Annotated in this window: 27 protein-coding genes; 14 read left to right on the top strand and 13 right to left on the bottom strand. The window is 54.5% G+C overall.

Annotated features, from left to right (window positions below):
* Positions 1-38: 38 nt before the first annotated feature.
* The 6 genes from HY272_13030 to HY272_13005 are packed head-to-tail and all read right to left on the bottom strand — an operon-like array spanning position 39 to position 6,089.
* The gene (locus HY272_13030) at positions 39-1,745 is read right to left on the bottom strand and encodes a proline--tRNA ligase (GenBank protein MBI3773608.1); all 1,707 of its coding nucleotides are present in this window, start codon (positions 1,743-1,745) and stop codon (positions 39-41) included.
* Positions 1,746-1,795: 50 nt separating this feature from the next.
* Positions 1,796-2,635, bottom strand: coding sequence for a carboxylating nicotinate-nucleotide diphosphorylase (locus tag HY272_13025; protein MBI3773607.1), 840 nt, complete (start codon positions 2,633-2,635; stop codon positions 1,796-1,798).
* Complete coding sequence (gene hda, locus HY272_13020) at positions 2,632-3,354, bottom strand: DnaA regulatory inactivator Hda (protein MBI3773606.1); 723 nt, start codon at positions 3,352-3,354, stop codon at positions 2,632-2,634. Before hda ends, HY272_13025 begins: the two co-directional genes overlap by 4 nt.
* A gap of 1 nt (position 3,355) precedes the next feature.
* On the bottom strand, positions 3,356-4,420 hold the full coding sequence (locus tag HY272_13015; GenBank protein MBI3773605.1) for an AI-2E family transporter: 1,065 nt from the start codon (positions 4,418-4,420) through the stop codon (positions 3,356-3,358).
* Positions 4,421-4,431: 11 nt separating this feature from the next.
* Positions 4,432-4,998 carry a CDP-alcohol phosphatidyltransferase family protein gene (locus HY272_13010; GenBank protein ID MBI3773604.1) on the bottom strand — a complete coding sequence of 189 codons (567 nt, stop codon included), beginning with the start codon at positions 4,996-4,998 and terminating at the stop codon, positions 4,432-4,434.
* Complete coding sequence (locus HY272_13005) at positions 4,998-6,089, bottom strand: DUF2066 domain-containing protein (protein ID MBI3773603.1); 1,092 nt, start codon at positions 6,087-6,089, stop codon at positions 4,998-5,000. The genes HY272_13010 and HY272_13005 overlap by 1 nt, the downstream gene beginning before the upstream one ends.
* Positions 6,090-6,200: 111 nt before the next feature.
* Here HY272_13005 and purM point away from each other — a divergent pair, with 111 nt between their 5' ends.
* From purM to HY272_12990, 3 genes are read left to right on the top strand one after another with little or no spacing between them, the layout of a single operon-like run.
* On the top strand, positions 6,201-7,262 hold the full coding sequence (gene purM, locus HY272_13000; GenBank protein ID MBI3773602.1) for a phosphoribosylformylglycinamidine cyclo-ligase: 1,062 nt from the start codon (positions 6,201-6,203) through the stop codon (positions 7,260-7,262).
* Between the two features lie 2 nt (positions 7,263-7,264).
* Positions 7,265-7,921 carry a phosphoribosylglycinamide formyltransferase gene (gene purN / locus HY272_12995; protein ID MBI3773601.1) on the top strand — a complete coding sequence of 219 codons (657 nt, stop codon included), beginning with the start codon at positions 7,265-7,267 and terminating at the stop codon, positions 7,919-7,921.
* Positions 7,921-8,727: a DUF3108 domain-containing protein gene (locus HY272_12990; GenBank protein MBI3773600.1), complete on the top strand. Its 807-nt coding sequence runs from the start codon at positions 7,921-7,923 to the stop codon at positions 8,725-8,727. The genes purN and HY272_12990 overlap by 1 nt, the downstream gene beginning before the upstream one ends.
* A 241-nt stretch (positions 8,728-8,968) precedes the next feature.
* On the opposite strand, the gene HY272_12985 is transcribed toward HY272_12990, so the two are convergent.
* Both HY272_12985 and apbC read right to left on the bottom strand, forming a co-directional pair.
* Complete coding sequence (locus HY272_12985) at positions 8,969-9,535, bottom strand: dCTP deaminase (GenBank protein ID MBI3773599.1); 567 nt, start codon at positions 9,533-9,535, stop codon at positions 8,969-8,971.
* A gap of 156 nt (positions 9,536-9,691) precedes the next feature.
* Complete coding sequence (gene apbC / locus HY272_12980; protein MBI3773598.1) at positions 9,692-10,783, bottom strand: iron-sulfur cluster carrier protein ApbC; 1,092 nt, start codon at positions 10,781-10,783, stop codon at positions 9,692-9,694.
* Between the two features lie 236 nt (positions 10,784-11,019).
* Between apbC and HY272_12975 the strand changes: the two genes are divergently transcribed.
* The 11 genes from HY272_12975 (at position 11,020) to HY272_12925 (ending at position 22,705) form a co-directional block, all read left to right on the top strand.
* Positions 11,020-11,916 carry a hypothetical protein gene (locus tag HY272_12975; protein ID MBI3773597.1) on the top strand — a complete coding sequence of 299 codons (897 nt, stop codon included), beginning with the start codon at positions 11,020-11,022 and terminating at the stop codon, positions 11,914-11,916.
* A gap of 105 nt (positions 11,917-12,021) precedes the next feature.
* Entirely contained in the window at positions 12,022-14,088 is a 2,067-nt protein-coding gene (metG, locus tag HY272_12970) for a methionine--tRNA ligase (GenBank protein MBI3773596.1), read from the top strand.
* A gap of 149 nt (positions 14,089-14,237) precedes the next feature.
* Positions 14,238-14,819, top strand: coding sequence for an electron transport complex subunit RsxA (gene rsxA / locus HY272_12965; GenBank protein ID MBI3773595.1), 582 nt, complete (start codon positions 14,238-14,240; stop codon positions 14,817-14,819).
* 3 nt (positions 14,820-14,822) lie between these two features.
* A complete protein-coding gene (rsxB, locus tag HY272_12960; protein ID MBI3773594.1) occupies positions 14,823-15,377 on the top strand; it encodes an electron transport complex subunit RsxB in 555 nt (184 codons plus the stop codon).
* Positions 15,374-17,128, top strand: a complete 1,755-nt coding sequence (gene rsxC / locus HY272_12955; protein MBI3773593.1) for an electron transport complex subunit RsxC — start codon at positions 15,374-15,376, stop codon at positions 17,126-17,128. The genes rsxB and rsxC overlap by 4 nt, the downstream gene beginning before the upstream one ends.
* A 9-nt stretch (positions 17,129-17,137) precedes the next feature.
* Positions 17,138-18,172: an electron transport complex subunit RsxD gene (gene rsxD, locus HY272_12950; GenBank protein MBI3773592.1), complete on the top strand. Its 1,035-nt coding sequence runs from the start codon at positions 17,138-17,140 to the stop codon at positions 18,170-18,172.
* Between the two features lie 20 nt (positions 18,173-18,192).
* A complete protein-coding gene (gene rsxG, locus HY272_12945; GenBank protein ID MBI3773591.1) occupies positions 18,193-18,822 on the top strand; it encodes an electron transport complex subunit RsxG in 630 nt (209 codons plus the stop codon).
* Positions 18,812-19,513, top strand: coding sequence for an electron transport complex subunit E (locus HY272_12940; protein ID MBI3773590.1), 702 nt, complete (start codon positions 18,812-18,814; stop codon positions 19,511-19,513). Before rsxG ends, HY272_12940 begins: the two co-directional genes overlap by 11 nt.
* An 11-nt stretch (positions 19,514-19,524) precedes the next feature.
* Positions 19,525-20,160 (top strand): endonuclease III, encoded by a 636-nt coding sequence (gene nth, locus HY272_12935; protein MBI3773589.1) that lies wholly within the window; start codon positions 19,525-19,527, stop codon positions 20,158-20,160.
* Between the two features lie 8 nt (positions 20,161-20,168).
* A complete protein-coding gene (locus HY272_12930) occupies positions 20,169-20,609 on the top strand; it encodes a DUF1841 family protein (GenBank protein ID MBI3773588.1) in 441 nt (146 codons plus the stop codon).
* A 194-nt stretch (positions 20,610-20,803) separates the two neighbouring features.
* Positions 20,804-22,705: a DEAD/DEAH box helicase gene (locus HY272_12925; GenBank protein MBI3773587.1), complete on the top strand. Its 1,902-nt coding sequence runs from the start codon at positions 20,804-20,806 to the stop codon at positions 22,703-22,705.
* Between the two features lie 158 nt (positions 22,706-22,863).
* On the opposite strand, the gene HY272_12920 is transcribed toward HY272_12925, so the two are convergent.
* The 5 genes from HY272_12920 to HY272_12900 form a co-directional block, all read right to left on the bottom strand.
* Positions 22,864-23,070, bottom strand: a complete 207-nt coding sequence (locus tag HY272_12920) for a cold-shock protein (protein ID MBI3773586.1) — start codon at positions 23,068-23,070, stop codon at positions 22,864-22,866.
* A gap of 353 nt (positions 23,071-23,423) precedes the next feature.
* A complete protein-coding gene (locus tag HY272_12915) occupies positions 23,424-23,813 on the bottom strand; it encodes a hypothetical protein (GenBank protein MBI3773585.1) in 390 nt (129 codons plus the stop codon).
* A gap of 94 nt (positions 23,814-23,907) precedes the next feature.
* Entirely contained in the window at positions 23,908-25,791 is a 1,884-nt protein-coding gene (locus HY272_12910) for an ATP-binding cassette domain-containing protein (protein ID MBI3773584.1), read from the bottom strand.
* A gap of 54 nt (positions 25,792-25,845) precedes the next feature.
* A complete protein-coding gene (locus HY272_12905) occupies positions 25,846-26,691 on the bottom strand; it encodes a peptidoglycan-binding protein (GenBank protein MBI3773583.1) in 846 nt (281 codons plus the stop codon).
* A 100-nt stretch (positions 26,692-26,791) separates the two neighbouring features.
* On the bottom strand, positions 26,792-26,974 hold a 183-nt coding region (locus tag HY272_12900), incomplete at its 5' end, for a hypothetical protein (GenBank protein ID MBI3773582.1).

The following is a 26,974-nucleotide window of genomic DNA, read 5'->3' as shown; positions in this document are numbered from 1 at the left end:
CGATTCATGAATCGCCCCTACATTTGAAAAATCCACACCTACCGTAATTGTGATTTGATAAATGCAATCACCTGATCCAGCGGAATTTCCCGACTCTCGGCATCACGACGCCCCTTGTATTCGATCATGCCGCTATCAAGACCGCGTTCACTGAACACCAGACGATGCGGAATACCGATCAGTTCCATATCGGCAAACATCACGCCCGGACGTTCGCGGCGGTCATCCAGCAGCACATCAATACCTACCACTAATAACTCTTGATAGAGTTTATCCGCCGCCTCACGCAGCCGCTGGGATTTGTGCGCATTCATCGGCAACAACACCACCTCGAACGGTGCAATCGCGTGTGGCCAGATAATCCCGCGATCATCGTAATTTTGTTCAATGGCCGCTGCAACAACACGCGACACGCCAATCCCGTAACAACCCATGGTCATCACAACTGACTTGCCGCCTTCGTCCAAAACGGCGGCCTTCATCGCTTCACTGTATTTGCGGCCCAACTGGAAAATATGACCGACTTCAATCCCGCGTTTGATCGACAATACGCCCTTACCATCCGGGCTCGGATCACCTTCGACCACATTCCGTAGATCAGCAACTTGCGGCTCCGGCAAATCTCGCCCCCAATTGACGCCAGTAAGATGGACACCGTTTTGATTGGCGCCGCAGACAAAATCGGTTAGTTGTGCCGCAGTACGGTCGGCGATCACAGGAATCTGCAAGCTGACGGGCCCAACACTGCCAGCATCGCAACCTGCGGCGGCGCGCACTTGTTCGGGGGTAGCAAAGGTCAGCGGACTCGCTACTTGCGGCAATTTTTCTACCTTGATGGTGTTGAGCTCGTGATCGCCACGTAACACCAGCGCAACAACTGTTTTGTTGACGCCTTGCACCAGCAAGGTCTTGACGGTTTTCTGTGGTACTACTTTAAGAAAATCACAAATCTCGGCAATGCTGTGCTGCCCGGGCGTTGCCACTTCCTGCATCGCGGCACCAGCCACTAACCGTGCGCCTTTCGGCGCTACCGCTTCGGCCAATTCAACATTGGCGGCATAATCACTTTCGCTACTGAAGGCGATGGCATCTTCGCCGGATTGCGCCAGCACATGAAACTCATGAGAGGCGCTGCCACCAATGGCGCCGGTGTCCGCCAGCACGGCACGAAACTCCAGACCAAGCCGCGTGAAGATGCGTGTATAGGTGTTGTACATCACCTGATAGGTCTGTTGCAACGAGGCATCATCAATATGAAAGGAATAGGCATCCTTCATCAAAAATTCACGGGCACGCATCACACCGAAACGTGGACGACGCTCATCACGGAATTTTGTTTGAATCTGATAGAAATTGGCGGGCAGCTGTTTATAGCTGCGAATTTCGTTGCGGATGATATCGGTGATCACTTCTTCATGAGTGGGGCCAATGCAGAAGTCACGTTGATGGCGATCCTTCAGGCGCAGCATCTCTTCACCCATTTGATCCCAGCGGCCGGATTCCTGCCACAACTCGGCTGGCTGCACGGCGGGCATTAACACTTCTTGCGCGCCGGAACGGTCCATCTCCTCGCGCACGATGCGCTCAACCTTGCGCAACACGCGCAAACCCAGAGGCATCCAGCTATACAATCCGGCGGCAAGCTTGCGGATCATACCTGCCCGCATCATCAACTGGTGACTGATGACCTCGGCATCCGCCGGCGTCTCGCGAAGGGTGGCCAATAAATAATGTGATGTGCGCATGGTGTACTTCTTTCTTGAATTGTAAAAGTTGCGATTCTACCCGGCCAGGCTTAACCCTGGCCAGTATCGAAGCGCATGGATAAATCGATGGCCCGAACATGCTTGGTCAGGCCGCCTATAGAAATGAAATCGACACCTGTCGCCGCCAGCACCGGCAATTGCTCAAAAGACACACCACCGGAAACCTCCAACTTGGCGCGCCCGGCGGTGATCATCACTGCCTCGCGAATCTGCTCCAGAGTGAAGTTATCGAGCATGATGATATCCGCGCCCGCAGCCAGGGCCTCCTGTAACTCGGCCAGGGTTTCAACCTCGACTTCCACCGCCTTACCCTGGCCATAAGGCCGCACCTGAGTGATCGCCCGCGTGATCGAACCTGCGGCCAGGATGTGATTTTCCTTGATCAATACGCCGTCATAGAGGCCGTGGCGATGATTGTGGCACCCACCACAACGCACAGCGTACTTCTGCGCATCGCGCAGTCCCGGCAAAGTCTTGCGGGTATCGAGAATTTTCACGCCACTATCCGCCACACAATCGGCATAGCGACGCGCTTCGGTGGCGGTGGCGGAAAGCGTTTGCAAAAAATTAAGCGCGGTACGCTCGCCCGTCAACAAGGCTCGTGCTGGGCCGTGCAGGTTACACAAACGTTGATTGGCAGCAACCCGGTCACCCTCTGCCACCAACCATTCTATCTTGACGCGTGCATCGAGCTGATGGAATACCTCTTCAAACCAAGGCCGCCCTGCGATCACCGCCGGTTCGCGCGTAATCACCCAGGCCGAACTCACCGCATCGACAGGAATCAGCGCTGCGGTCAAATCGCCACTACCAATATCTTCCTGTAAGGCATAACGCACGACATTCACGATACTTGAAGGTAATGTCATCTGCCCACCTTGCCGCTATCAATGACTTGTTTCACAAATGGAATAGTCAGTCGCCGCTGCACTGCCAGCGAGGCGTGATCCAGTTGTTCTAACAATTCAAACAAACCCGCCATATCGCGCCGGCAGTGGCGCAACAGATAGCGTCCAATCTCTTCGGACAAATCGAACCCGCGCCGCTGTGCGCGCTGCATCAAGGCGGCGATCTTTTGCTCGTCGCTTAATGGCTGCACCTGGAATATCAAGCCCCAACCGAGGCGGGATTTCAAATCTGGTAACCGCATATCAAGACTTGCGAACGGTACATTTGCCGATAACACCAAGCGGCAACCTGGCGCTTCACGCACGGCGTTATAAAGATTAAACAGCGCTCGTTCCCACGCTGCATCGCCGGCAATCGCATTGATATCATCAATCGTGACCAAGGATAGCGACTCAAGACCTTCCAGCATTTCTGGCGCCAACTGATCCCGTTCCGTTAACGGCAGATAGGCACTGGCCTCGCCACGCGCTGCCGACTGATGACATAAGGCTTGCAGTAGATGCGTCTTGCCAACGCCATCACCGCCCCACATCAGGATGAAACGGTCCTCACTCCCCGTTTCTCGCAAAAGGCTTACCAACTGCTGATTGTCGCCGCTCACAAAATTATCAAAGGTATTCGCATCGCGCAGCCACATTTGCAGCGCCAGCTGGCGAACGGCGGGGGAATTTACTGCCATGCTAACCTTGACCCCCACCCGCATAAAGCTGGCTGTCGCGATAACGTGTATGTGCATACCGCAGCAATACCACCATTACCGCCGCCGTCGGCAATGCCAGCAGGATGCCGACAAAACCGAAGAGCTGACCACCGGCCATTACTGCAAAGATCACTGCCACTGGATGCAGACCGATGCGATCACCCAACAGATAGGGCGTTAACACCGCCGATTCCAGCATCTGGCCAAATCCAAACACGGCCAGCACCAGCAAGATGTGGAGCAGATCCTGAAATTGCACCAGCGCTGTCACTCCGGCAATAATTATGCCTAGCGAAAACCCCAGATACGGCACAAAACTCAACAAGCCTGCGGTCACGCCAATCAGCAAGGCGCCCTCGATCCCCACCAGCAACAAACCAAGCGCATACACCACACTCAACGCCAGCATCACCGCCAATTGTCCGCGCACAAATGCACCCAGTACTTGGTCGCACTCCTGCCCCAGGCGCACCGCCAATGCTTCATGGCGCCGTGGAATCAACTCCAGTAACCGCGCCATCAACACATCCCAGTCGCGCAGCAAATAAAATGTCAGCACCGGGATCAAGACCAGATTGGCCAGCCAGCCGAACAAGGTCATGCCCGATTGCAATATACCACCGGCAAATTCCGCCGCAGCGCCTCCCGCCTGGCGCCAGTGTTCGTCCACGACCAGTTTCAAATGCTCAACATCCAAGACTACCCAATCTGGCGGGAATAATTTTTGAATCCACGGTAATACTACATCCTGCAACCAAGCGATGTATTCAGGCAGGCGCCGCGCGAATGACACCAATTCCTGCTGCAACAGCGGCACGACCACAGCCACCAATACCACGATCAGTAATAGCAAACTCAAAAACACCAACACCACGGCCGTGGTGCGCTGCATACCTCGCGTTTCCAGCCGATCCACGACAGGATCGCCCAAATAGGCTAACAACGCCGCAGCAAAAAACGGCGTCAACACCGGAGCCAATAGATATAGCAGCAACATCAGCGCCGCCGCTGAAATTAACCACCACCATTTTTGCGAGTCGGTCATCATTATTATGTTTAGTGACGTTTATTAGCAGCGTAAGCAAACCGTGCCTTTCTACTCCAGGTCCAGACATAATCCAGACCACTTAGCGCTGTAACAATGCCAACGGCATATTCCAATCCCGTCAGCATCGCTGCGGGCAATGCCATCAAACCCAGTGACACGACCACCGCCAATCCCAAGATTATCTGCAATGTCGTATTGGCCTTGCTGATCCAGGTGGGTGCCATATCGTAACTGCCGATCAAGACGTGATACGCCAGCGCACCGGATACAATGACCACATCGCGCCCAACCACCATCGACACCAGCCACAAAGGCAATACGCCACTCCAACCCAGCACGATGTATGTTGTCAGTAGCAACACCTTATCTGCCAGCGGATCAAGAATCGATCCCAGGCGGCTATACCAACCTCGGCTCTTGGCAAGATAACCATCCAGCGCATCGGAAACACCCGCGATAAAATACAACCCTATCGCCTCACCATAGCGTTCCTCTAACAACAAATACGCCAGCGGAAAACTGAGCAGGATGCGCGCAACACTGATTATGTTGGGTATATCGCGAGATTTAAACATCATGGCAGCAAGCGGAAAATCATCCTTTCATCATTAGCGGCGCCCGCAGCTGCATCAATGGCTGCCAGCGTACTGCCCAAGGCAATCACTTGCCGTAGCACAGCACCATCAGCACGCATGTCAAGCGCCATGACCAGCGAATCATAAGTCACCTGCTCGACATACACCTTCTCAACAGCATCCAGCGATTCCAGATAGCGCCTTACCCGTGCGTAACCGGCCAGACTATTCACATCATTAACGGTGACTCGCAATTGACGCCCAGCACCAGGATCAGAGACCTGAGCCATACGTCGCCCGACATTATCGGCGACGGCATCGATACCCGCCGTCACGACTTCCGCCGCGCTCCCCCCCTGGTTTGACCAGCGCAAAGTTTCCCCCCTTTGATACGACGACCAACGTCCTTGCCAGGCACCACTATCAAGGCGATTCAAACGCCCGACCAATATGCCATCGGCGCCATAACGTGCTGAGGCATCAACAATCGATTGCTGAAAATCACCCCACACGTCGGCGAAACGCAGTTTGGACTGATCCTCCAAGTCCTGCAGCGGCAAGATGACGGGCAGACCACGCATCCAGGCCGCATTATTCACGTAATACTCAACCTCTAGCCCGCTATTGGCACCGGCCAAATAACGATTCGTGCGTTCATCCACCGCCAGCCAGAGCAGGAATTGGGGCCGCGTGCGTCCCCACAACGGCAGATTCGCCTTTGCCAGGGCGCTGGTCACTGCACCACCATCAAACTCGACCACCAGCATCCGGTTAAAGCTCGCAGCCTTGAGTGCCGCCGCCTGAACGTCCGGCAAATCGCGGTAGCGGTATTGCAACACCCATTGGCTAGCACGTTTCATCATCTCCGCCACGACCGGATTGTCGACGGCACGGCGATCTCCGGTCACTTTCACGACCACCTGCCGTAAGCCCTGGGTATAGCCTTCCAGCCGCTCTGACTGCTCCATCGACTTCACCGGGATCTGCGCCTCGTAGACACCTTCGGCCCGCGCCGCCCACAGATTCCCCGCCAACCCGGCCCACAGCAATAACCCCAGCATCCCGGTTTGAATGATCTTTATCCAACGCATATCCGTATCCTGTTCGTCCCGCTCAAAATCCCGGTCGCTGATTGTGAAAAGTTCCTTTAAAATGATACACCTTCTCTCATCCCGTCGGATAACTTAAAGAGTACAACCGCCATGGCCAATTCGCCGCAGAACCCCACTGACAAAGGACTTAGCTACCGTGATGCAGGGGTCGATATCGACGCCGGCAACCGTTTGGTCGAAGCCATCAAACCCATTGCCAAACGCACCCGCCGCCCCGGCGTGCTGGCCGGACTCGGCGGCTTCGGCGCCTTGTTCGAACTGCCGCTCGACCGCTACCGCAATCCGGTGCTGGTCTCCGGCACAGACGGCGTCGGGACCAAGCTGCGGCTGGCGATGGATATCGGCAAGCATGACACTATCGGCATCGATCTGGTCGCCATGTGCGCCAACGACCTGGTCGTCCAAGGCGCCGAGCCACTCTTCTTCCTCGATTATTACGCCACCGGCAAATTGGATGTTGCGACTGCCGCTGCTGTGATCAACGGCATCGGCATCGGTTGCGAGCAAGCCGGTTGCGCCCTGGTCGGTGGCGAAACTGCCGAAATGCCCGGCATGTATCACGGCGAAGATTATGATCTCGCCGGATTTTGCGTCGGTGTGGTGGAAAAAGACAAGATCATCGACGGCAGCAAGGTACAGGCGGGAGACGTCATCATCGGCATCGCCTCCTCCGGGCCGCACTCGAATGGCTATTCGCTGATTCGCAAAATCCTCCAGGTTTCCGGCGCCCGCCTCGATCAAAGTTTCGCAGGCAGCACACTTGGCGAAACCTTGCTGGCCCCAACACGCATTTATATCAAGCCACTGCTCAGCTTGCTGGAGAAGGTGGATGTCCACGCCTTGGCCCACATCACCGGTGGCGGCCTGCTGGAAAATATTCCGCGCGTCATGCCCGAGCACAGCGAGGCCGTCATTGATGCTCACAGCTGGGCCCGCCCGGCCATCTTTAACTGGCTGCAGGACAAGGGCCAGGTCGAAGACAAAGAGATGTACCGTACCTTCAACTGCGGCATCGGCATGATCGTAATCGTCTCAGCCCACGACGCCGAAAAGACCCTGACGCATCTGCGCCAGGCGGGCGAGCAGGCGTGGCCGATCGGCACCATCGAAGCCGCCACCGCTCCGGCCGAACAGGTCATTATTCTCCCCTGAGCATGACAACAGCGTCAGCCCAACGCCTGCCGGTGGTCGTCCTGATCTCCGGCAGCGGCAGCAATTTGCAAGCGCTGATCGATGCCACCGCCGCGGCGGATTATCCGGCCCGCATCTGCGCGGTGATTAGCAATCGGCCTGAGGCGGGGGGATTGGTGCGCGCGAAACGGGCTGGGATCCCCAGCCACGTGATCGATCATCGTCAATTCCCGGATCGGCGCAGTTTTGAACTGGCGCTGGAAAAGAGCATCGACAGTTATCAACCCGGCTTGGTTGCCCTTGCCGGCTTCATGCGCATCCTGACACCCGATTTTGTAAACCATTATCTGGGCAGAATGCTGAACATTCACCCCTCGTTGTTGCCTAATTTCACCGGACTCAATACCCATCGGCGTGCATTGGACAGCGGTGCAGCAGTGCATGGCGCCAGCATCCATTTCGTCACTCCTGATCTCGATGGCGGCCCGGTGGTCATTCGCGCTCAAGTGCCGATACACTCAGGGGATGACGCGCAAACACTGGCGGCCCGGGTGTTGATCGAGGAACACCGAATCTACCCGGAAGCGGTCAAGTGGTTTGCGCAAGGAAGATTACGACTGGACGATCATCAGGCACTGCTCGATGGCCAACCGGTAGCACAACTGGAGAAACACTATTAATGACAACATTACTGGGGATACGACGCTGGATCATCGGCCTGCTCGGCGCTGTCGCTTTCGTCCACCAGACCGTCATTCTCGCCGCTGATACACCCGCTCCACCCTCACCCGAATTCACCGCCAACTATGTCCTCAGCAAAGGAGCGCTTGAACTCGCCGACTTGACGCGCCGCGTTTATCGCACCGCAAACGATACTTATGTTTTTCTTTCCGAAGCCAAGCCGCTGGGGATCGTTAAACTGTTTACCAAATCGACGATCACTGAAATGAGTGAATGGATTTATGTCGAAGGCCAATTACGCCCGCTCAGTTACCTCTATGATCGCCGTGGCGACAAAGATCCTCGCCAGTTCAAAATCAATTTCGATTGGCAAAAATTAACGGCGACGAGCTCGGGCGCCGAATCGTGGGAAACCGCCGTTCAACCTGGAATTCTGGACAAATTGCTCTTTCACCTGGCACTCATTCATGACTTGCAACAGGGCCGCCAGGAACTGACTTACTTGATCGCCGACAGCGGCGCGATCAAAAATCACCTATTTACCGTCGCCGGCGATGAAACCGTGACCACCGAATTGGGTACTTTCAAGACGCTGAAGCTGGAACGCAGCGGCAACCATCAAACCATCCTCTGGTGCGCGCCGCAACTGGGATATATACCGGTGAAACTGGAACAAGACGGTCTGACCATGACCATCAAGTCGTTGTCGCGCATCCCGCAGATCACGGTGGCAATTCCAACCGAACCCGCCGCTTCAAAAACCACCAAGCATACTGAAAGCGAAACTGCAAAAGCGAAACGCTAAGATAGGGGCGATTCATGAATCGCCCCTACGCAGAGTTAAATGACCACCGGCAAAGCCGGTGGCTTATTGGGCGAGCGCCTCAAAGGCGTGTTAACACCGTGGGCCATCTTAAAATGGTCAGTAACACAACTCTTTATCCCCTCCTCCTAAAGGAGGAGGGGATAAAAACCAAAACATCAACCGCCGCATCGGTCAAACCTTGATAAGTCCTCCGGCAAAGCCGGAGGTTTACCTCAGTTAATTACGTCTTGGGAAGCGTAACGCCCCGCTGTCCCTGATACTTGCCGCCGCGATCGCGATATGAGGTCTCGCACACTTCATCAGATTCAAAGAACAACATCTGCGCGACGCCTTCATTGGCATAAATCTTCGCTGGCAACGGTGTGGTGTTGGAAAACTCCAGCGTCACATGCCCTTCCCACTCGGGTTCCAACGGCGTGACGTTAACAATGATGCCGCAGCGGGCATACGTAGACTTACCCAGACACACCGTCAACACACTACGCGGGATACGAAAATATTCCACCGTCCGCGCCAGTGCAAAAGAATTTGGCGGGATGATACAAACGTCAGATTCCATGGAAACAAAACTGTTCTCATCGAAGTTTTTCGGATCAACGATGACGGCGTTGATATTGGTAAACACTTTAAACTCATTGGCGCAACGCACATCATAACCATAACTCGATGTGCCATAGGAAATGATGCGGCCCTGGCTCTTCGTTTCACGCACCTGCCCTGGCTCAAACGGCTCGATCATCCCCTCTGCCGCCATCCGGCGGATCCACTTGTCCGACTTAATACTCATAAATCTAAGGCACCACCCAACAGGAAAGGAACCGGGATTATACCCAAGACTCACCACAGCTTTAATAGTTATTCACCACAGAGGCACAGAGAACATGGAGAATTGGCTAAGCACTCCGCTCTGTGCCCTCTGTGTCTCCGTGGTTAAATCAAACCTTCAGGTCTGCTGAATCACGATATTGGGAAATTTCGAAGTAAAATCCTTGGCCCGCAACGATAACTTGGCCGCGATTTTACGCGCGATCTCGGAATATGCCTGGGCAATTGTCCCCTCCGGTTCCGCCACCACGCTCGGCCGGCCGCCATCGGCATCTTCCCGGATGCGGATATCCAGCGGCAACGAACCCAGCAGTTCGATCCCATATTGTTGCGCCATACGCTGGCCACCGCCTTCACCGAAGATGTGTTCCTCGTGGCCACATTGGCTACAGATATGGGTACTCATGTTCTCGATGATCCCCAATACCGGCACTTCCACCTTCTCGAACATCTTCAAACCCTTGCGGGCATCGAGCAGGGCTATGTCTTGTGGCGTGGTGACGATCACCGCGCCCGACACCGGTATCTTCTGCGACAGGGTCAGCTGAATGTCACCGGTACCCGGCGGCAGGTCGATCACCAGATAATCCAGATTCTGCCAGTTGGTCTCGCGCAGCAACTGCTCCAGGGCCTGAGTCACCATCGGGCCGCGCCAGATCATGGGGGTTTCCTCGTCGATCAGAAACCCGATCGACATCGCCTGCACACCATACGCCAGCAACGGCTCCATGGTCTTGCCGTCTTTTGATTCCGGCTTGCCTTCGATGCCCAACATGCGCGGCTGACTGGGGCCATAAATATCCGCGTCCAGAATCCCAACCCGCCCCCCCTGCTGGGCCAACGCCAGCGCCAGATTAACCGCCGTCGTCGACTTGCCCACACCGCCCTTGCCGGAAGCAACAGCAATAATGTTTTTCACATTCTGTAACAGCTTGACCCCGCGCTGCACGGAATGCGCCACGACTTCCGTCGTCACATTCACGCCTACGGAAGTCACGCCAGGGATTTGTGCCACCGCCGACCGGACCTGTTCCGCCACAATAGAGGCGTACCCCCCCGCCGGATAGCCAAATACCAGCTTGACCTGCGCGGCATTATTTTCAACGGTTATCTGCTTCACCACCTTGGCGGAAACAAGGTCAATCCCCAGGTAGACATCCACAACCTGTTTCAATGCCTCTTCAATACGACGGCGCATAACATCTGTCATACAACAAACCACTCCTCATTCTATTTCTGGTTTCTGGGCGCTAGAATATCGGTTTATTGTAGTAGGTTCCGGATATTAAATATATTTCTAGATTTTAGTGTTTTATAGCGCGTGCAACACAATACACATGATTTGCAGGGCTTAAGCAAATACTCATTGCTGCACTAAAGATTTCATGCTAAAGAAATATAAACAACGCGTAAGAATATAAACGCCGGCTTGCAAGGGGGCGCCGCATGATAACAAATACGCGACCACGGGCATGGCTATTCGCAATGGCCACATTAGTATTCGTTTTTTACGCCGCCATGCCATCCACGGCGATGGCGGGTTTGACGTTGAATTTTTTACCCGTCCCGATCAATCAGCGGGTTCCCAATATCACCAACATCGACTGCACCACCCCAACTTCCGGGGGCTGTGTTCGCGGCAGCTCGTTTACCGATCCTGACAAAACCCCGTTCTACCAGGAGCTCGTCACCGACCAAGGCTTAAGTTATTACCATGTCATGATCGGCGACCCGAGCAGCGCATTTGCGCAGGAATACTACATCGCCGTTGCCACGCTCCCTGGCGGCGGCATAAACTGCTGCTGGCCCAACGGCGCCCCCTTCTCTTCCAGCAGCGGTGTTTTTAATGGTGGCGCGGATCTGGCTCCGGCATTTAAAGGCTGGGCCGATCCACTCTCCGCTGCCACGTTATCCGGCAGTGGCACCGGCAACCCCGAGCGGGTCATTTTCCGCCAAGTCGTTCAAGACAAGGATTTTAACCAGGAAACCCGTAAACTGAGCTTCCTCAACAAACCTGCAATCACCCAAACATTGATCACCCCCGAGATACAGTCCTTGTTTAGTTTTGATATGAGCAATTCGACTTACCGCGATCCGAATACCACCGGTGTCATGACTAACCGCATTGTTCTATTCAATGTCGGGCAACCCTCTCCCTTCCTCGACTTCGATGTCGTCAGCAACCTTCGATCTTCCAAGCTGACGGGGGGGCGTTTTACCTTTGCGCCGGGGTTGGGCGTAGGCGATAGCTTCGGCACATTCCAGTATCTCGAGGGCGGATTCGATCCGTACCTGACCGACTGGTTCCCATACTCCAATACCACCAACATCCCCAATAAATAGTCAGGCGTCATTTTCAGCCGCTCTCGACTAAAGTTCGTTACTCGCAATCGTCATGGGTTATAATTTCGGCCCCATGCCAACGATCGCAACCTATTGATTTATCCCATGAGCCACGCATCACGCCAGATCCTTGTCACCAGCGCCCTGCCCTACGCCAACGGCTCGATCCACCTCGGCCACTTGGTGGAATATATTCAGACCGATATCTGGGTCCGCTTCCAGAAAATGCGGGGGCATGAATGCCACTATGTCTGCGCTGACGACACCCACGGCACTCCGGTCATGTTGCGGGCCCAGCAGGAAGGCATCACCCCGGAAACCCTGATCGAACGCGTTCATGCTGAACATTCACGGGACTTTGCCGCTTTTCTGATTAACTTCGACAACTATCACTCGACCAATTCGGCCGAAAACAAGACACTCTCAGAAGACATCTACCGCAAACTCGATGCTGCCGGTCTGATCGAACGTCGCACCATCGAACAACTGTATGACCCGCAGAAACAAATGTTCCTGCCGGATCGTTTTATCAAAGGCACGTGCCCGCGTTGCAAAACCGCAGATCAATACGGCGATTCCTGCGAATCCTGCGGCGCAACTTACAGCCCTACGGAATTGATCGATCCCTATTCCGCCGTCTCTGGCGCCAAACCTGAATTGCGCAGCTCGGAACATCATTTCTTCAAACTTGGCGCCTGCGAAGAGTTCCTGCGCGGCTGGTTGAAGGGCGGCGCCGAGGGCGGCCCGCTGCAAACCGAGGCCGCCAACAAGATCGGCGAATGGTTTGAATCAGGGCTGAAGGATTGGGACATCTCGCGCGATGCGCCTTATTTTGGTTTTGAAATTCCCGGCGCACCCGGAAAATATCTCTATGTTTGGCTCGACGCGCCGATCGGTTACATGGCCAGTTTCAAGCATCTTTGCGATCGCAAAGGTCTCGATTTCGATGCCTACTGGAAACCTGACAGCAAGGCCGAGGTCTACCATTTCATCGGCAAAGACATTCTCTATTTCCATGCCTTGTTCTGGCCGGCAACACTGAAGTTCGCCGGTTATCGCACACCGAACAAGATCTGCGTTCATGGCTTTTTGACGGTCAATGGTCAGAAGATGTCGAAATCACGCGGCACTTTCATTATGGCGCGTACTTATCTGAATCATTTGAATCCGGAATATCTGCGCTATTATTTCGCCGCCAAGCTCAATGAACGTATCGAAGACATTGATCTTAACCTTGAAGATTTCACACAGCGCGTGAACAGCAATCTGGTCGGCAAATACATCAACATAGCTTCACGCTCGGCGGGATTCCTCAGCAAGCGTTTTGACGGTATGTTGAGCGCCGAGTTTGATCATGCAGGACATGCCTTGGTGAAACAGATTCAGGGCCAGGCCAATGAAATTGCCGCTTATTATGAGAATCGCCAATTCAGCGAGGCGATGCGCGAGATCATGGCACTGGCAGACATCGCCAATGAATATGTCGATGCCACCAAAATTTGGGAACTTGCCAAACATGCGGGTACTGAACAACAGTTGCAACAAATCTGTAGCGCGATCCTCAATGTCTTCCGCCTGCTGACGCTTTATCTCAAGCCGGTGTTACCGCAACTGGCGCAACAGGTGGAAGCATTCTTGAATATCGAGGCACTGCAATGGTCTGACAGCACTCACATACTGACCAACCATCGCATCAATCCCTATCAACATCTGCTCAAGCGGATTGAGCCAGCACAGATTGAAGCCCTGCTGGCGGAGAGCGCTGCCACGCTCAAACCGCAGCAGTACTCGCCAGTACGTCACGGCGAGTCGCAGCAAACCAAAATCACGGAGGAAGCAGTGGAACACATTAGTTATGACGACTTCGCCAAGGTCGATTTGCGTATCGCCCGCATCGTCAAGGCCGAAACGGTGGAAGGCGCCGACAAGCTCCTGCGGCTGACCCTGGATATCGGCGAGGCCAATACCCGTAATGTCTTTGCAGGTATCCGTTCTGCCTACACCCCCGAGCAACTGGAAGGCAAACTGACGGTAATGGTCGCCAACCTGACACCGCGCAAAATGCGCTTTGGCGTCTCCGAAGGTATGGTACTGGCCGCAGGGTCCGGTGGTCAGGAATTATGGATCCTGGAACCCCATGCCGGAGCGCAGCCGGGGATGAAGGTAAAGTAGCCCCTTATAACAAATCCGTATAAGATATACGTTTCCAATGTTGATTTAATAATAAGGCATCTCTAACATTGGGGTGTTCACGTTGTCTATTTGTTTAGCGCAGTTAAATATGGAGGCTCCAGGCCTGAAGTAAGCTAGGCTTGATAGTGATGACCGAATTAGTCCTCATCCTGATCAGCACCGTGCTGGTCAATAATTTTGTCCTGGTCAAATTCCTGGGGCTGTGTCCATTTTTGGGTGTCTCCAAGAAATTGGAGACTGCGACCGGGATGGGATTGGCCACGGCCTTCGTGCTTACGCTGTCCTCTGTCTGCGCCTATCTCGTCGATCACTATTTATTGGCGCCGTTTGAACTCACATACCTGCGCACCATTTCCTTCATCCTCGTCATTGCCGTTGTCGTGCAATTCACTGAAATGGTGATCCGCAAAACCAGCCCCGTGCTGTACAACCTGCTCGGCATCTTTCTCCCCCTGATCACCACCAATTGCGCCGTGCTCGGCGTGGCTTTGTTGAATGTCAAGCAGGAGTTCGGCTTCATCGAATCCGCAGTTTATGGTTTCGGTGCCGCAGCGGGCTTTTCAATGGTTTTGGTGTTATTCGCTGCGATGCGTGAACGCATTCTGGTTGCCGATGTTCCCGTCGCCTTTCGCGGTCCGGCCATTGCCCTGATCACTGCGGGCCTGATGTCGATCGCCTTCATGGGCTTCTCCGGTCTAGTGAAGGGATAATCCATGATCACGGCGGTGTTGGTCATCACTGCAATGGCGGTCGTCTTCGGTCTGATCCTGGGGTATGCCGCAACCCGCTTCAAGGTCGAGGAAGATCCGCTCGTCGAAAAGATTGATGCCTTGCTGCCACAGACGCAATGTGGCCAATGCGGTTTCCCTGGCTGTCATCCCTATGCCGAAGCGATTGCCAAGGGTGAGGCCGATATCAATCGTTGCCCTCCCGGTGGTCAAACCACGATTATTTCACTCGCCGATCTGCTCGGCCGCGATCCCAAGCCCCTGGACGCGGAACGCGGTGTGGAAAAACCGAAAATGGTGGCCGTGATCGATGAAAACACCTGCATCGGCTGCACGCTCTGCATTCAGGCCTGCCCGGTCGATGCCATTTTGGGTGCCGCCAAGCAAATGCATACCATCATTGAATCGGAATGCACCGGCTGCGAACTCTGCATCGCCCCCTGCCCGGTGGATTGCATCACCATGATTCCGATCAAACAGGATATTCATCATTGGCGCTGGCCTTATCCGCAACCCGAGGCTGAACAGGGCACACCATGATGCGCAAGCTTTTTAAATTCCCCGGCGGACTGCACCCACCGCAACACAAGGAAGAATCAACCAAGCAATCCTTGCGAGCGGCGATTCTGCCTAAACGCTTGGTATTACCGTTGCATCAACATATCGGCGAAGCAGCGAAACCCATTGTCACCATCGGTGAACGTGTTCTCAAAGGTCAAATGATCGCCAAGGCAGATGGCTATGTCAGCGCGCCCGTGCACGCACCCACTTCCGGCATCATCCATGCCATTGACATCTTCCCCATCCCTCATCCCTCAGGATTGAGCGCGCCTTGCATTGTGATCGATAGCGATGGTTTAGATGAATGGTGTCAACGTGTTCCGCAAGCAGAATATCAATACACACCTCCTAGTCACTTGCGCAATCTGATACGTAACGCGGGGATTGTCGGTTTAGGTGGCGCGGGTTTTCCGACGTTTATCAAGCTCAACCCCACCCCCGGCAAAGTGATCGACACACTGATCATCAACGGTGTGGAGTGTGAGCCCTACATCACCTGCGATGACATGCTGATGCGGGAACGCGCCGACGAGATTATTTCCGGCGCGCAAATCATGCGTCATGCCCTGCACGCCGATCACGTCATCATCGCGATTGAAGACAACAAACCGCAAGCCCTGGAAGCGATGAAGATTGCGACCCGTGGCACAGATATTGAAGTGATTGCCGTGCCTACCAAGTACCCGCAGGGCGGTGAAAAACAGTTGATCTGGGTACTCACCGGTAAGGAATGTCCTAGTGATGGCCTGCCGTTCCAGATCGGTATCGTCGTCCACAATGTGGCTACAGCGGCTGCGGTCCATCGCGCCATTAATCTGGGCGAACCATTAATCTCACGCATTGTGACAGTCACCGGCTCGGCGACCCAGCAGCCTGCCAATCTCGAAGTTTTGCTCGGCACACCGGTCAATGAACTGATTGAACAGTGCGGATGGAAAGACAATCCGGATCGCATCATCGTCGGCGGCCCGATGATGGGATTTGCGCTGCACACACCGAGCGTCCCAGTGGTCAAAACCACCAACTGTGTCATTGCTGCCGCGCAAAAAGATGTGTCACCCCCCAGTCCGGTGATGCCTTGCATCCGCTGCGGCGAGTGCGCAGCAGCCTGTCCAGTGAGCCTTTTGCCCCAACAGATGTACTGGCACGCACGCGCCAAGGAATTCGACAAAATTCAGGATTACAAACTATTCGATTGCATTGAATGCGGCTGCTGCGCCTATGTTTGCCCCAGCAACATCCCGCTGGTGCATTATTATCGTTTCGCCAAGACTGAAATCTGGGCGCAGGAACGGGAAAAAGAAAAGGCCAATCTTGCCCGTCAGCGCCATGAAGCCCGCCTCGCTCGCATCGAACGCGAAAAGCAGGAGCGCGAAGCGCGCGCAGCACAGAAAAAGGCCGCCGCAGCCGAAGGCAAAGCCTCGGCCATCGCCGCCGAGCGGCAGGCAGAAGTGCAAGCTGCGATTGAACGTGCAAAATCCAGACGCGACCAGCAACGAGGAAAAGCCGAACAAATGTGGCAACAAGGCGGCCGCTACAATAACGAGAAAGAGAAGCAGGCTGAAATTCAGGCGGCGCTCAATCGTGCAAAAGAGAAAAAAGAACTGCAGTTTACAGCACCAAAAAATATCGAGAACCTGACACCGGCCCAGTTACAACAAATTGAAGAAGCGGAAGCTCGACGCCGCAGACTTGCACAGGCCACACCACCGCCAACCAACAATGAATAATCAATAATAATGAGCCTTTTTGCACCTAGTTCACCCCATTACCATGGCATGACGCCCGTCAGCATCGTGATGCTGCGCGTGGTACTGGCACTGATTCCTGGTGCCGCGCTCTATAGCTGGCTATTCGGCTGGGGCGTTATTTTCAACATTGGACTTTGTATCGCCACTGCTTACATCAGTGAAGCCTTGATGTTGGCATTACGCCAACGCCCGATTGCCATATTCCTCAGCGACAACAGTGCCCTGGTCACCGCTTTATTGATCGGGCTGGCATTACCACCGTTGGCGCCGTGGTGGTTGCCAGTGTTGGGCACCGCTTTCGCGATGGTATTTGCCAAACATATTTATGGCGGGTTGGGATTTAATCCCTTCAACCCGGCAATGATTGGCTATGTTGTGGTGCTGGTCTCGTTTCCGCGTGAAATGACGTCCTGGGCGGCACCGCTCACTGCCGATCATCAAACACTCAATTTCACGCAAACTCTGGCCCTGGTTTTCAGTGGCGCATTACCGCATGGATTGCACATTGACGCCCTTACCGCAGCAACGCCGCTCGACACCCTCAAAACCCAACTCCACCTCAACCACTCGGTAGATCAAATCATGAGCGCCAGCCCCATCTTCGGCGCAATCGGCGGCAAAGGCTGGGAATGGGTCAATCTTGCTTTTCTCGGCGGTGGCCTGTGGTTGATGTATAAAAAAATTATCTCCTGGCATGTCCCCGTCGCCACGCTCGGCAGCCTGGCGCTGATTGCGCTGGTATTTTTTATCATCGATCCAAAACTCTATGCCTCGCCGCTATTTCATGTCGCCAGCGGTGCCGCCATCCTCGGCGCCTTTTTTATTGCCACCGACCCCGTCAGCGGTGCCGCCACACTCAAGGGCCGACTGATATTTGGTACCGGTGTTGGGCTGCTGACCTATATCATTCGCACCTGGGGCGGCTATCCCGATGCCGTTGCCTTTGCGGTGTTGTTGATGAATATGGCCGCCCCCACCATTGATCACTACACCCAACCGCGCGTCTTCGGGCATCAGGAGTAAGCACGATGGCGACTAAAAATATGATGCTCGCTGCCGCTATCCTGGGTGTCTTCGCCATCACCAGCGCCGGATTGGTCGCAGTCACCTATGACAACACCAAGCAACAAATCGCTGCCAATCACCGGGCGGCACTGATTGCATCACTCCACGAACTGATTGCGCCAGAACAACACGACAACGATCTCTACAGTGACACCATCACGGTGCAATCCAAAGAACTGCTCGGCACCGCCAAACCGGTCACTGTCTATCGCGCCCGCAAACATGGCATGCCGGTCGCCGCCATCCTCGCCAGCGTTGCGCCCGATGGTTACAGCGGTTCGATTAACCTACTGGTTGCCATTTATTACGATGGCCGCATCGCTGGCGTTCGCGTCACGGAACATAAAGAAACTCCCGGTCTCGGCGACCTTATTGAAGTCGGAAAATCGGATTGGATAAATAACTTTCGCGGAAAAAGCCCGTCCAATCCTGACGCTCACGGCTGGCATGTGCGCAAAGATGGCGGTATCTTCGATCAATTTACCGGTGCCACCATTACTCCGCGTGCGGTAGTCAAAGCGGTTAATAACACGTTAAGATATTTTGAGACAAATAAGCAGGCCTTGTTTGCGCCTGCCATCAGCCAGGAGATCCAAAATGGCGGATAAAACTTACGCTGAAATCACTCGTGACGGGCTGTGGAGCAACAACCCCGCCCTGGTACAAATTCTGGGCATGTGTCCGGTGTTGGCCGTCAGCACCACCATGGTCAATGCCATCGGCATGGCCGCCGCCACTATGCTGGCGCTGATCCTCACCAACGGCGCGATCTCACTGATTCGCGACTTCGTCAAACCCGAAACCCGGATACCTGTGTTCGTCATGGTCATCGCCTCCATCGTCACTGCCATCGAAATGGCGATGAATGCCTTCTTCCATGAGCTTTACACCATCCTGGGAATCTTTGTCGCTCTGATCGTCACCAACTGCATCGTCCTCGGCCGCGCCGAGGCGTTTGCCTCCAAAACCAGCGTTGGCCGCGCCATGCTCGACGGCCTCACCATGAGCGCAGGTTTTGGCGCGGCACTTATCTTCCTCGCCACGTTGCGCGAACTGATTGGCCACGGCACCTTATTCGCCCACGCCAGCACCATGTTTGGTGATGCCGCCAGTTGGTTAACGGTGACCGTGATTGAAGACTACCGTGGATTTTTGCTGGCCATTTTGCCGCCAGGCGCCTTCATCGGTCTTGGCCTGTTGATCGCGGTTAAAAACATCATTGATGCTTCTGTGCAACGCAAAGCTGGCGTTGTGACAAAAACTGCGGAGCTGCCCGGCAGCGCTCAAGGCGCGCATTAACTAATTCGGCTATGAACGCGAAAAAGCGACGTGAAATCTTTGCTCGCCTGCGTGCCGAAAATCCAAAGCCGACCACCGAACTAAACTACAACACACCGTTTGAATTATTGATTGCGGTCATGCTCTCGGCGCAAGCGACGGACAAAAGCGTCAACAAAGCCACTGACAAATTGTTTCCCGTCGCCAATACCGCGCAGGCCATTTACGATTTGGGTGAAGCAACATTAAAGAAATACATCCAGACCATCGGCCTCTTTAACAGCAAGGCCACCAACATCATCAAGACTTGCAAGTTATTACTCGATCAACATCACGGCGAAGTGCCACGCACTCGGGCTGAACTCGAAGCCCTGCCCGGGGTGGGCCGCAAGACTGCGAACGTCGTGCTCAACACCGCCTTCGGCGAACCGACCATTGCTGTCGATACCCATATCTTCCGCGTCGCCAACCGCATTGGCCTCGCACCCGGCAAAACACCGCTCGCCGTCGAGCAGGCCTTGCTCAAAGTAGTACCGGATGAGTTCAAGCACGATGCCCATCATTGGCTAATCCTCCACGGGCGCTACATCTGCCAGGCACGGAAACCAAAATGCAGTGCCTGCGTGATTGAAGATTTGTGCGAATATAAGCACAAGACAGAAGATTGAGACCCAATATGTTTTTCGGACAAGACCGCCAGCAACTGCGCCGCTTCTATTTCCAGAGCTGGCAAAAACAGTTGCAACAACAACCGATGGAGCCTTTGGAGCGCATGATCGCCGACGTCGTGGCGCTGCATCCTGAATATCACGCCCTGCTGGCAGATGAAGCACAGGGTCTGGACAAGGACTACACGCCGGAGATGGGACAGACCAATCCTTTCCTCCACATGGGGCTGCACATCGCCATCCATGAACAGCTCGGCGCCGACCGGCCCACAGGCATTCGTCAGGCCTACCAAAAGCTCCTGCACCGCACCCAGGACGCCCATCAAACCGAGCACCTGATCATGGACTGCCTGGGCGAAACCCTGTGGCAAGCCCAACGTGACGGCAAGGCGCCGGACGAGGCCATCTACCTGCAACGAATTAAGCAGCTGTCTGAGCACCAACGCTGAGCTGACTTCCGTTGTTCCGTCATTTCTTCACGTTTGCTGCCCCACCGAGGGTCGCATCCCCGCTGACGCGGGGGCCCTGCTCCACGCCTCGGACGGCCACCTCGCCAAAAAGCCTTAAATCTGATAAGATTACTTGCGTTTTAATTCCCCTGACCCGCCCCCCGCCGGTCAGATCTACCAAAGGTACATCTTTAATGCCATCCACTGATACCACCGCCACCGCCACGTTTGGCGACCTTGGCCTGCCCGCGCCGTTACTTAAGGCACTGAACGACGTTGGCTATGAAACTCCGTCCCCCATCCAAGCCCTGACCATCCCGCCGCTGCTGAATGGCCGTGACGTACTCGGCCAGGCCCAGACCGGCACCGGCAAGACGGCGGCCTTCGCCTTGCCCGTGCTGGCCCGTATTGACCTGAAACTGACCCGGCCCCAGGCACTGGTGCTAGCGCCAACCCGTGAGCTGGCCCTGCAAGTGGCCGAGGCCATGCAGCGCTACGCAACCCATCTGCCGGGCTTCCATGTGCTGCCGATTTACGGCGGCCAGGAATACAGCAGCCAGATTCGCGCCCTCAAGCGCGGCGTCCATGTCGTGGTCGGCACCCCCGGCCGGGTCATGGACCACATGCGCCGCGGCACGCTGGACCTCAAGGACCTGCGTTGCCTGGTGCTGGACGAGGCCGACGAGATGTTGCGCATGGGCTTTATCGATGACGTGGAGTGGATCCTGGAACAAACTCCGTCAGAACGGCAGATCGCTTTATTCTCAGCCACCATGCCTTCGGTGGTGCGCCGCATCGCCCAGAAACATTTGCGCGATCCGCAGGAAATCACCATCAAGGTCCGCACCACGACTGCCGAGACCATCCGCCAGCGTTACTGGCTCGTCAGTGCACAGCACAAACTCGATGCCCTGACCCGCATCCTCGAAGCCGAAACCTTTGACGGCATGATCATCTTCGTTCGCACCAAGACGGCGACGATCGAGCTCGCGGAAAAACTGGAGGCACGCGGTTACTCCGCCACTGCGCTCAATGGCGACATCCCACAGAAACAGCGTGAACGCACGGTAGAAGATCTTAAAGCCGGCAAGTTCGACATACTGGTCGCCACCGACGTTGCGGCGCGTGGTCTGGATGTGGAACGCATTAGTCACGTCATTAATTACGACATTCCCTCCGACACCGAACCTTACGTCCATCGTATCGGCCGCACCGGCCGTGCTGGCCGCAGCGGTGAAGCGATCCTGCTGGTCGAACCGCGCGAGCGCAACATGCTGCGCACCATCGAACGTGCAACAAAGCAAACCATTGCCTTGATGGAAATGCCGTCGACGGAAATGATCAACGACATCCGCATCGCCCGCTTCAAGCAACGCATTACCGATACGCTGGCACAAGAAGATGGTTTGGGACTGTATTCTCAGTTGCTGGAACAATATCAGCAGGAACATAACATCCCGGCGCTGGAAATCGGCGCCGCGCTGGCCAAGTTACTGCAAGGTGATGAACCATTATTGCTGACCGCAGAAGCTGCAAGGCCGCGTATTGATAAAGCACCGCCGCCGCGCCAAGGACAGGAACGCGAGCGTCAAGGACGCTTCGAACGTGGTGATCGCCCTGGCAAGGACAACAAAAAACCAGGCGCCAAGCGCAGCCAGCGCCCGTCTGACGAAGGCATGGAGCGTTACCGCCTTGATGTTGGCCTGCGCCACAAGGTCACGCCTGGCAACATCGTCGGCGCGATTGCCAATGAAGCCGGTATCGACTCTGAATTTATCGGTCGCATCGAGATTCATGATGATTACAGCACTGTCGATCTGCCACAAGACATGCCGCGTGATGTTTTCCAAACCTTGAAAAACGCCCGGGTCGTTGGCCGTCCACTCAACCTTACTCGCCTTGATCAGAACGAAGCTGCGCCACGTGCCAAACTCAAACTCGGTGACAAGCCAAAATCCGGCGATAAACCTAAATTTGGCGACAAACCCAAGTTTGGTGGCAAACCGAAGTTTGTTGGTAAACCGAAGTTTGGCGGCAAGGATAAACACAGCGCCAGTGATAAAGGTAAAGAAAAACGGCGTTCGAAGCAGGACTAAAGTAATCACTACAGAGGCACAGAGAATACGAAGACCTGGATTAGGCGCTAATATTTCTCTGTGTACTCTGTGGTGCATGGTTTTAACAAACTAAGCACCAAAAACAAAAAACCCCGCCATATAGGCGGGGTTTTTGTCTAAATGGTTCTACTGAACCCTTAGCTTTGCGGAGTTACGCGGGTAGCTTGCAGCCCCTTAGGGCCACGCTCGACTTCATAGCTCACCACTTGGCCTTCGGCCAACTTTTTGAAACCGTCGCCGGTGATGGCGCTGAAGTGGACGAACAGGTCGTCACCGCCATCTTTAGGAGAGATAAAACCAAAGCCCTTGGATTCATTAAACCATTTAACAGTACCGATGCTCACAAAAGTATTCCTCAAAAAATTGAACGTAGCGTCAACAGGAAGTCATCATGGGGAGTATTACCGGAGGATATCCAGTAACCACCGCCGCCAGCCAACTTCAGCCAACGCTGGCACTATAGCCTAATTCCAGTAAAAAACGAAATATTTTGACCCGCGGAATAGCGTTTATTTTCTATGCTTGACACCAATAACATAAATATTATTATTGTTTATCAATGTGTTATAAAATCATCTCAAGCAGCGATGCTTTTGGAGACCGCTTTCAAGAACTGCTCCGCCCCCATGGGATTATACGAAGCGCATGCCGCAGACGTTGCTTTAGCGAATTAACCAGAGGCGCCTTAAACTAACGTTCAATCATCATCGTGGTGATGGCGATGTTTTCGATGCCCATGATGCCAGCCGTGATCATGATGCTCTTCGTAGTCTTCGTAATAAGAATACACATGTTCATGACGGTATCTATACTCTTGATACACAATGACCGGCTCATTGCGCGCCACATAGACTGGTGCTGGCGCCGAAGCACGACTGTCACGGGTAATAATGGCGGTACCCGTCGCGGCACCGATGGCACTCCCCATAATGGCGCCATCTCGCCCACCGGCGGCATCACCAATCACTGCCCCAAAGGCACCACCGATAATTGCGCCCATCATGGCGCGCTCGGCATCGCTGGCGGCAAAGGCGGGCGTCGTTAGCATCCCCCCCAATAAAGCCAAAGAGATAACGTGCTTGTTCATGACATTCTCCCCTTCTTTCCATAAATGGGTGTTATTCACCCTTAAGTACAGTCTCTACCCCTGGAAATGAATGTCTGCTGAACGAATCCGTCAACTATCCGCGCTTGGATTCCAATGCTTCCCACTTGGCATAGGCGCCGGCAAGTAACTGGTCGAGTTGCTCAAGACGCGTTTGTACCTGCGCAATTTTAGTTTTGTCCTGTTGATAAAAATCGACGCTAGCCATACTCGCCTGCAAATGTTCCCGTTCCTGCTCCAGCGTCTCAATCGTTACCGGCAAGGTTTCAAGCTCGCGCTGTTCTTTGTAGGAAAGTTTCTTCGATTTTTCTTTAACAGATGTATCAACAACCGGCGATTTTGTTTCTACCACAGGCGTTACTGTCGATTGCCGCCGTTGGCGCAGCCAATCCTCATACCCACCCACATATTCGTTCACCACACCATCCCCCTCAAAGACCAGGGTGCTGGTCGCTACATTATCGAGAAAGGCACGATCATGGCTGACCAGCAATACGGTACCGTTGTATTCAATGACCCGTTGTTCGAGCAATTCCAAGGTATCGGCATCAAGATCATTGGTCGGTTCATCCAGCACCAGCACATTGGCGGGCTTGATAAACAGGCGCGCCAGTAACAGGCGGTTGCGTTCGCCACCGGAAAGGGCCTTCACCGGCTGCCGCGCCCGTTCCGGTGCAAAAAGAAAATCCTGCAAATAACTCAATACATGACGCTGACCATCACCGATGGTGATCATGTCACGACCATGATCGAGATTTTCCTGTACCGTTTTTTCCTCATCAAGCACGGCGCGATATTGATCGAAGTAAGCAATTTCGAGATTAGTGCCATGTTTGATCTGGCCGCTGGTGGGCACAAGCTGGCCCAGCAACAATCGCAACAAGGTAGTCTTGCCCGCGCCATTGGGGCCGATGATGCCGACTTTGTCACCACGCAGTATCGTCGTCGTCAAATCACGGATAACGGTCTTGCCATCGTAATTAAAACTCACGTGCTCAGCCTCAACCACAATCTTGCCCGAGCGTTGCGCTTCCTGCGTGGTGATACGCGCCTGTCCGGTACGCTCACGCCGATCTGAGCGCTCCACGCGCAGGCGTTCCAAGGCACGAACGCGGCCTTCATTGCGCGTGCGGCGAGCCTTGATGCCTTGCCGAATCCAGACTTCTTCCTGCGCCAGTTTTTTATCGAACAGCGCATTTTGAGTTTCTTCTGCGGCCAGCAATGCTTCTTTACGCGCCAGATAGGTCTGATAATCGCCGGGAAAATCGGTGAGATGACCGCGATCCAGCTCGATGATGCGTGTCGCTAACCGTTGTAAAAACGCACGGTCATGGGTAATAAACAGCAAACTACCATTCCAGCCGAGTAAAAATTCTTCCAACCATTGAATGGCATCGATATCAAGATGATTGGTGGGCTCGTCGAGCAACAACAGGTCCGGCTCGACCACCAGTGCACGCGCCAACATCACGCGCCGTTTCATACCACCGGAGAGGCTCGCCAGTTCCAAATCAGGATTCAGATTTAGCCGTGATAACGTCGCTTCAACACGCTGCTGCAACACCCAGCCATTTGCTGCTTCCAACTCATGCTGGCAACGCTCCAGATCATCAAGCTTGGAGTAATCACCGGCCGCCAGATCCAGCGTCAGGCGATGATAGCGTTCGACCAGCGTACCCACGTTGCCCAAACCTTCAGCAACGACGTGATAAATCGTCCCGTCAACGCCTTGCGGCACTTCCTGTGCCAGCTGTGCCACGCGCAAATTTTGTGCACGCACAATCTCACCGGTATCCGGTAGAATTTCTCCCGACACCAGTTTCAAGAGCGTGGATTTACCGGCACCGTTACGGCCGACCAGACACAGCCGCTCGCCACGTTCAATTTGAAAGCTGACGTGATCCAACAATGGCACGTGACCGAAACCGAGCGTAATATCCCGAAAAGTAAGAATTGACATAAGGTGAGGAGACTGCCGTTGAAAACGGCAATTATACCCTACCCCAACCTCGCACTACGCGATTAGTCGATCCCCTTTTTCATAGGTATCGCTAAACCGATCCAGGCCATGACTGCCGCCGTTAACCAGGCGCCGGGCCAACCGCAGATCATGTTCCAGCAGCGCTTCCTTGATCGCCCGCTCCTTGTCCTTCAAAAAACTCACCAGCAGCGCCGCTGCGATTTCAGGCTCATTGGCAAGCTCCGGCTTGTTGATAAGCTGATTACCAAGACCAATCGCCTTGCCATACTTCTGATAGTTGGCACGCCCGGTTAATTGAATGAAACCGCGCCCCTTGTAACGGTCGCCATCGCCCTGCCCCTGATTGCCCAGATCGCGGCGGTTGTCGTAAAGGTCAAACGGATGTCCACCGGGTGACGTATTGAATTTGGATCGGCCCTCACTGATCGGTTCAAAACTCTCGGTCTCGGCACGAATACTCGCCAGCGCCATCAGCACCATCGGTTTATCAGCCAAATCCTGATCCACGAGCGCATCCAGCACAAACGGCAAATTGGCCTTGATGTTATCGACGGGTGTTGCCGGAAACATTTTCGAAACAATCAGCGGCGTCACATTCGGAATGGCCGACGGCAAGGCATCGTCCTTGCTTAATCCAAGCGCCGCTAACGTCCTGGGACCAGCAATACCATCGGCCAGTAAACCTTCACTCTTCTGGAATGCAATCAACGCCGCCGTCGTCGCCGGACCAAAATCGCCATCGGCAGCACCAGGGTTAAACCCCAATACCTTCAACTGTTTTTGTAGTTTGATGACATCCGCGCCCTGTGCACCTTCACTTAACGTTGCAATAACGCGTGATCGGCTCGATTGACCTCTTACTGTACTTGGCTTCGCCATATGCCCTCCCTGGATTTTTTGGTCACTATGAAAACACACTGCGCTGCGATGCGCATCGCAGCAAATACTCATTCATGTAGGGGCGATTCATGAATCGCCCCTACGATTGATTTTCACCCTCCCGATATAAGTCTGCAACCGCAATATGCTCCGCCGCCGCCCCCTGTTGCTGCCGTTGCCACATGGCGAGGTAAGCCGTCTCAAGGTGGCGCGTGAACAACGGCGTATCGAATAACGGGTGAGTCAGACGATTGCGGGCGAGTTTCTGTTTGAGCGCCGTGAG

The organism is Gammaproteobacteria bacterium (genome assembly GCA_016200485.1).
Classification (GTDB): domain Bacteria; phylum Pseudomonadota; class Gammaproteobacteria; order Tenderiales; family Tenderiaceae; genus JACQEP01.
Note: the sequence above shows the minus strand (reverse complement) of the source record. Positions and strands in the feature narration are given on the sequence as shown.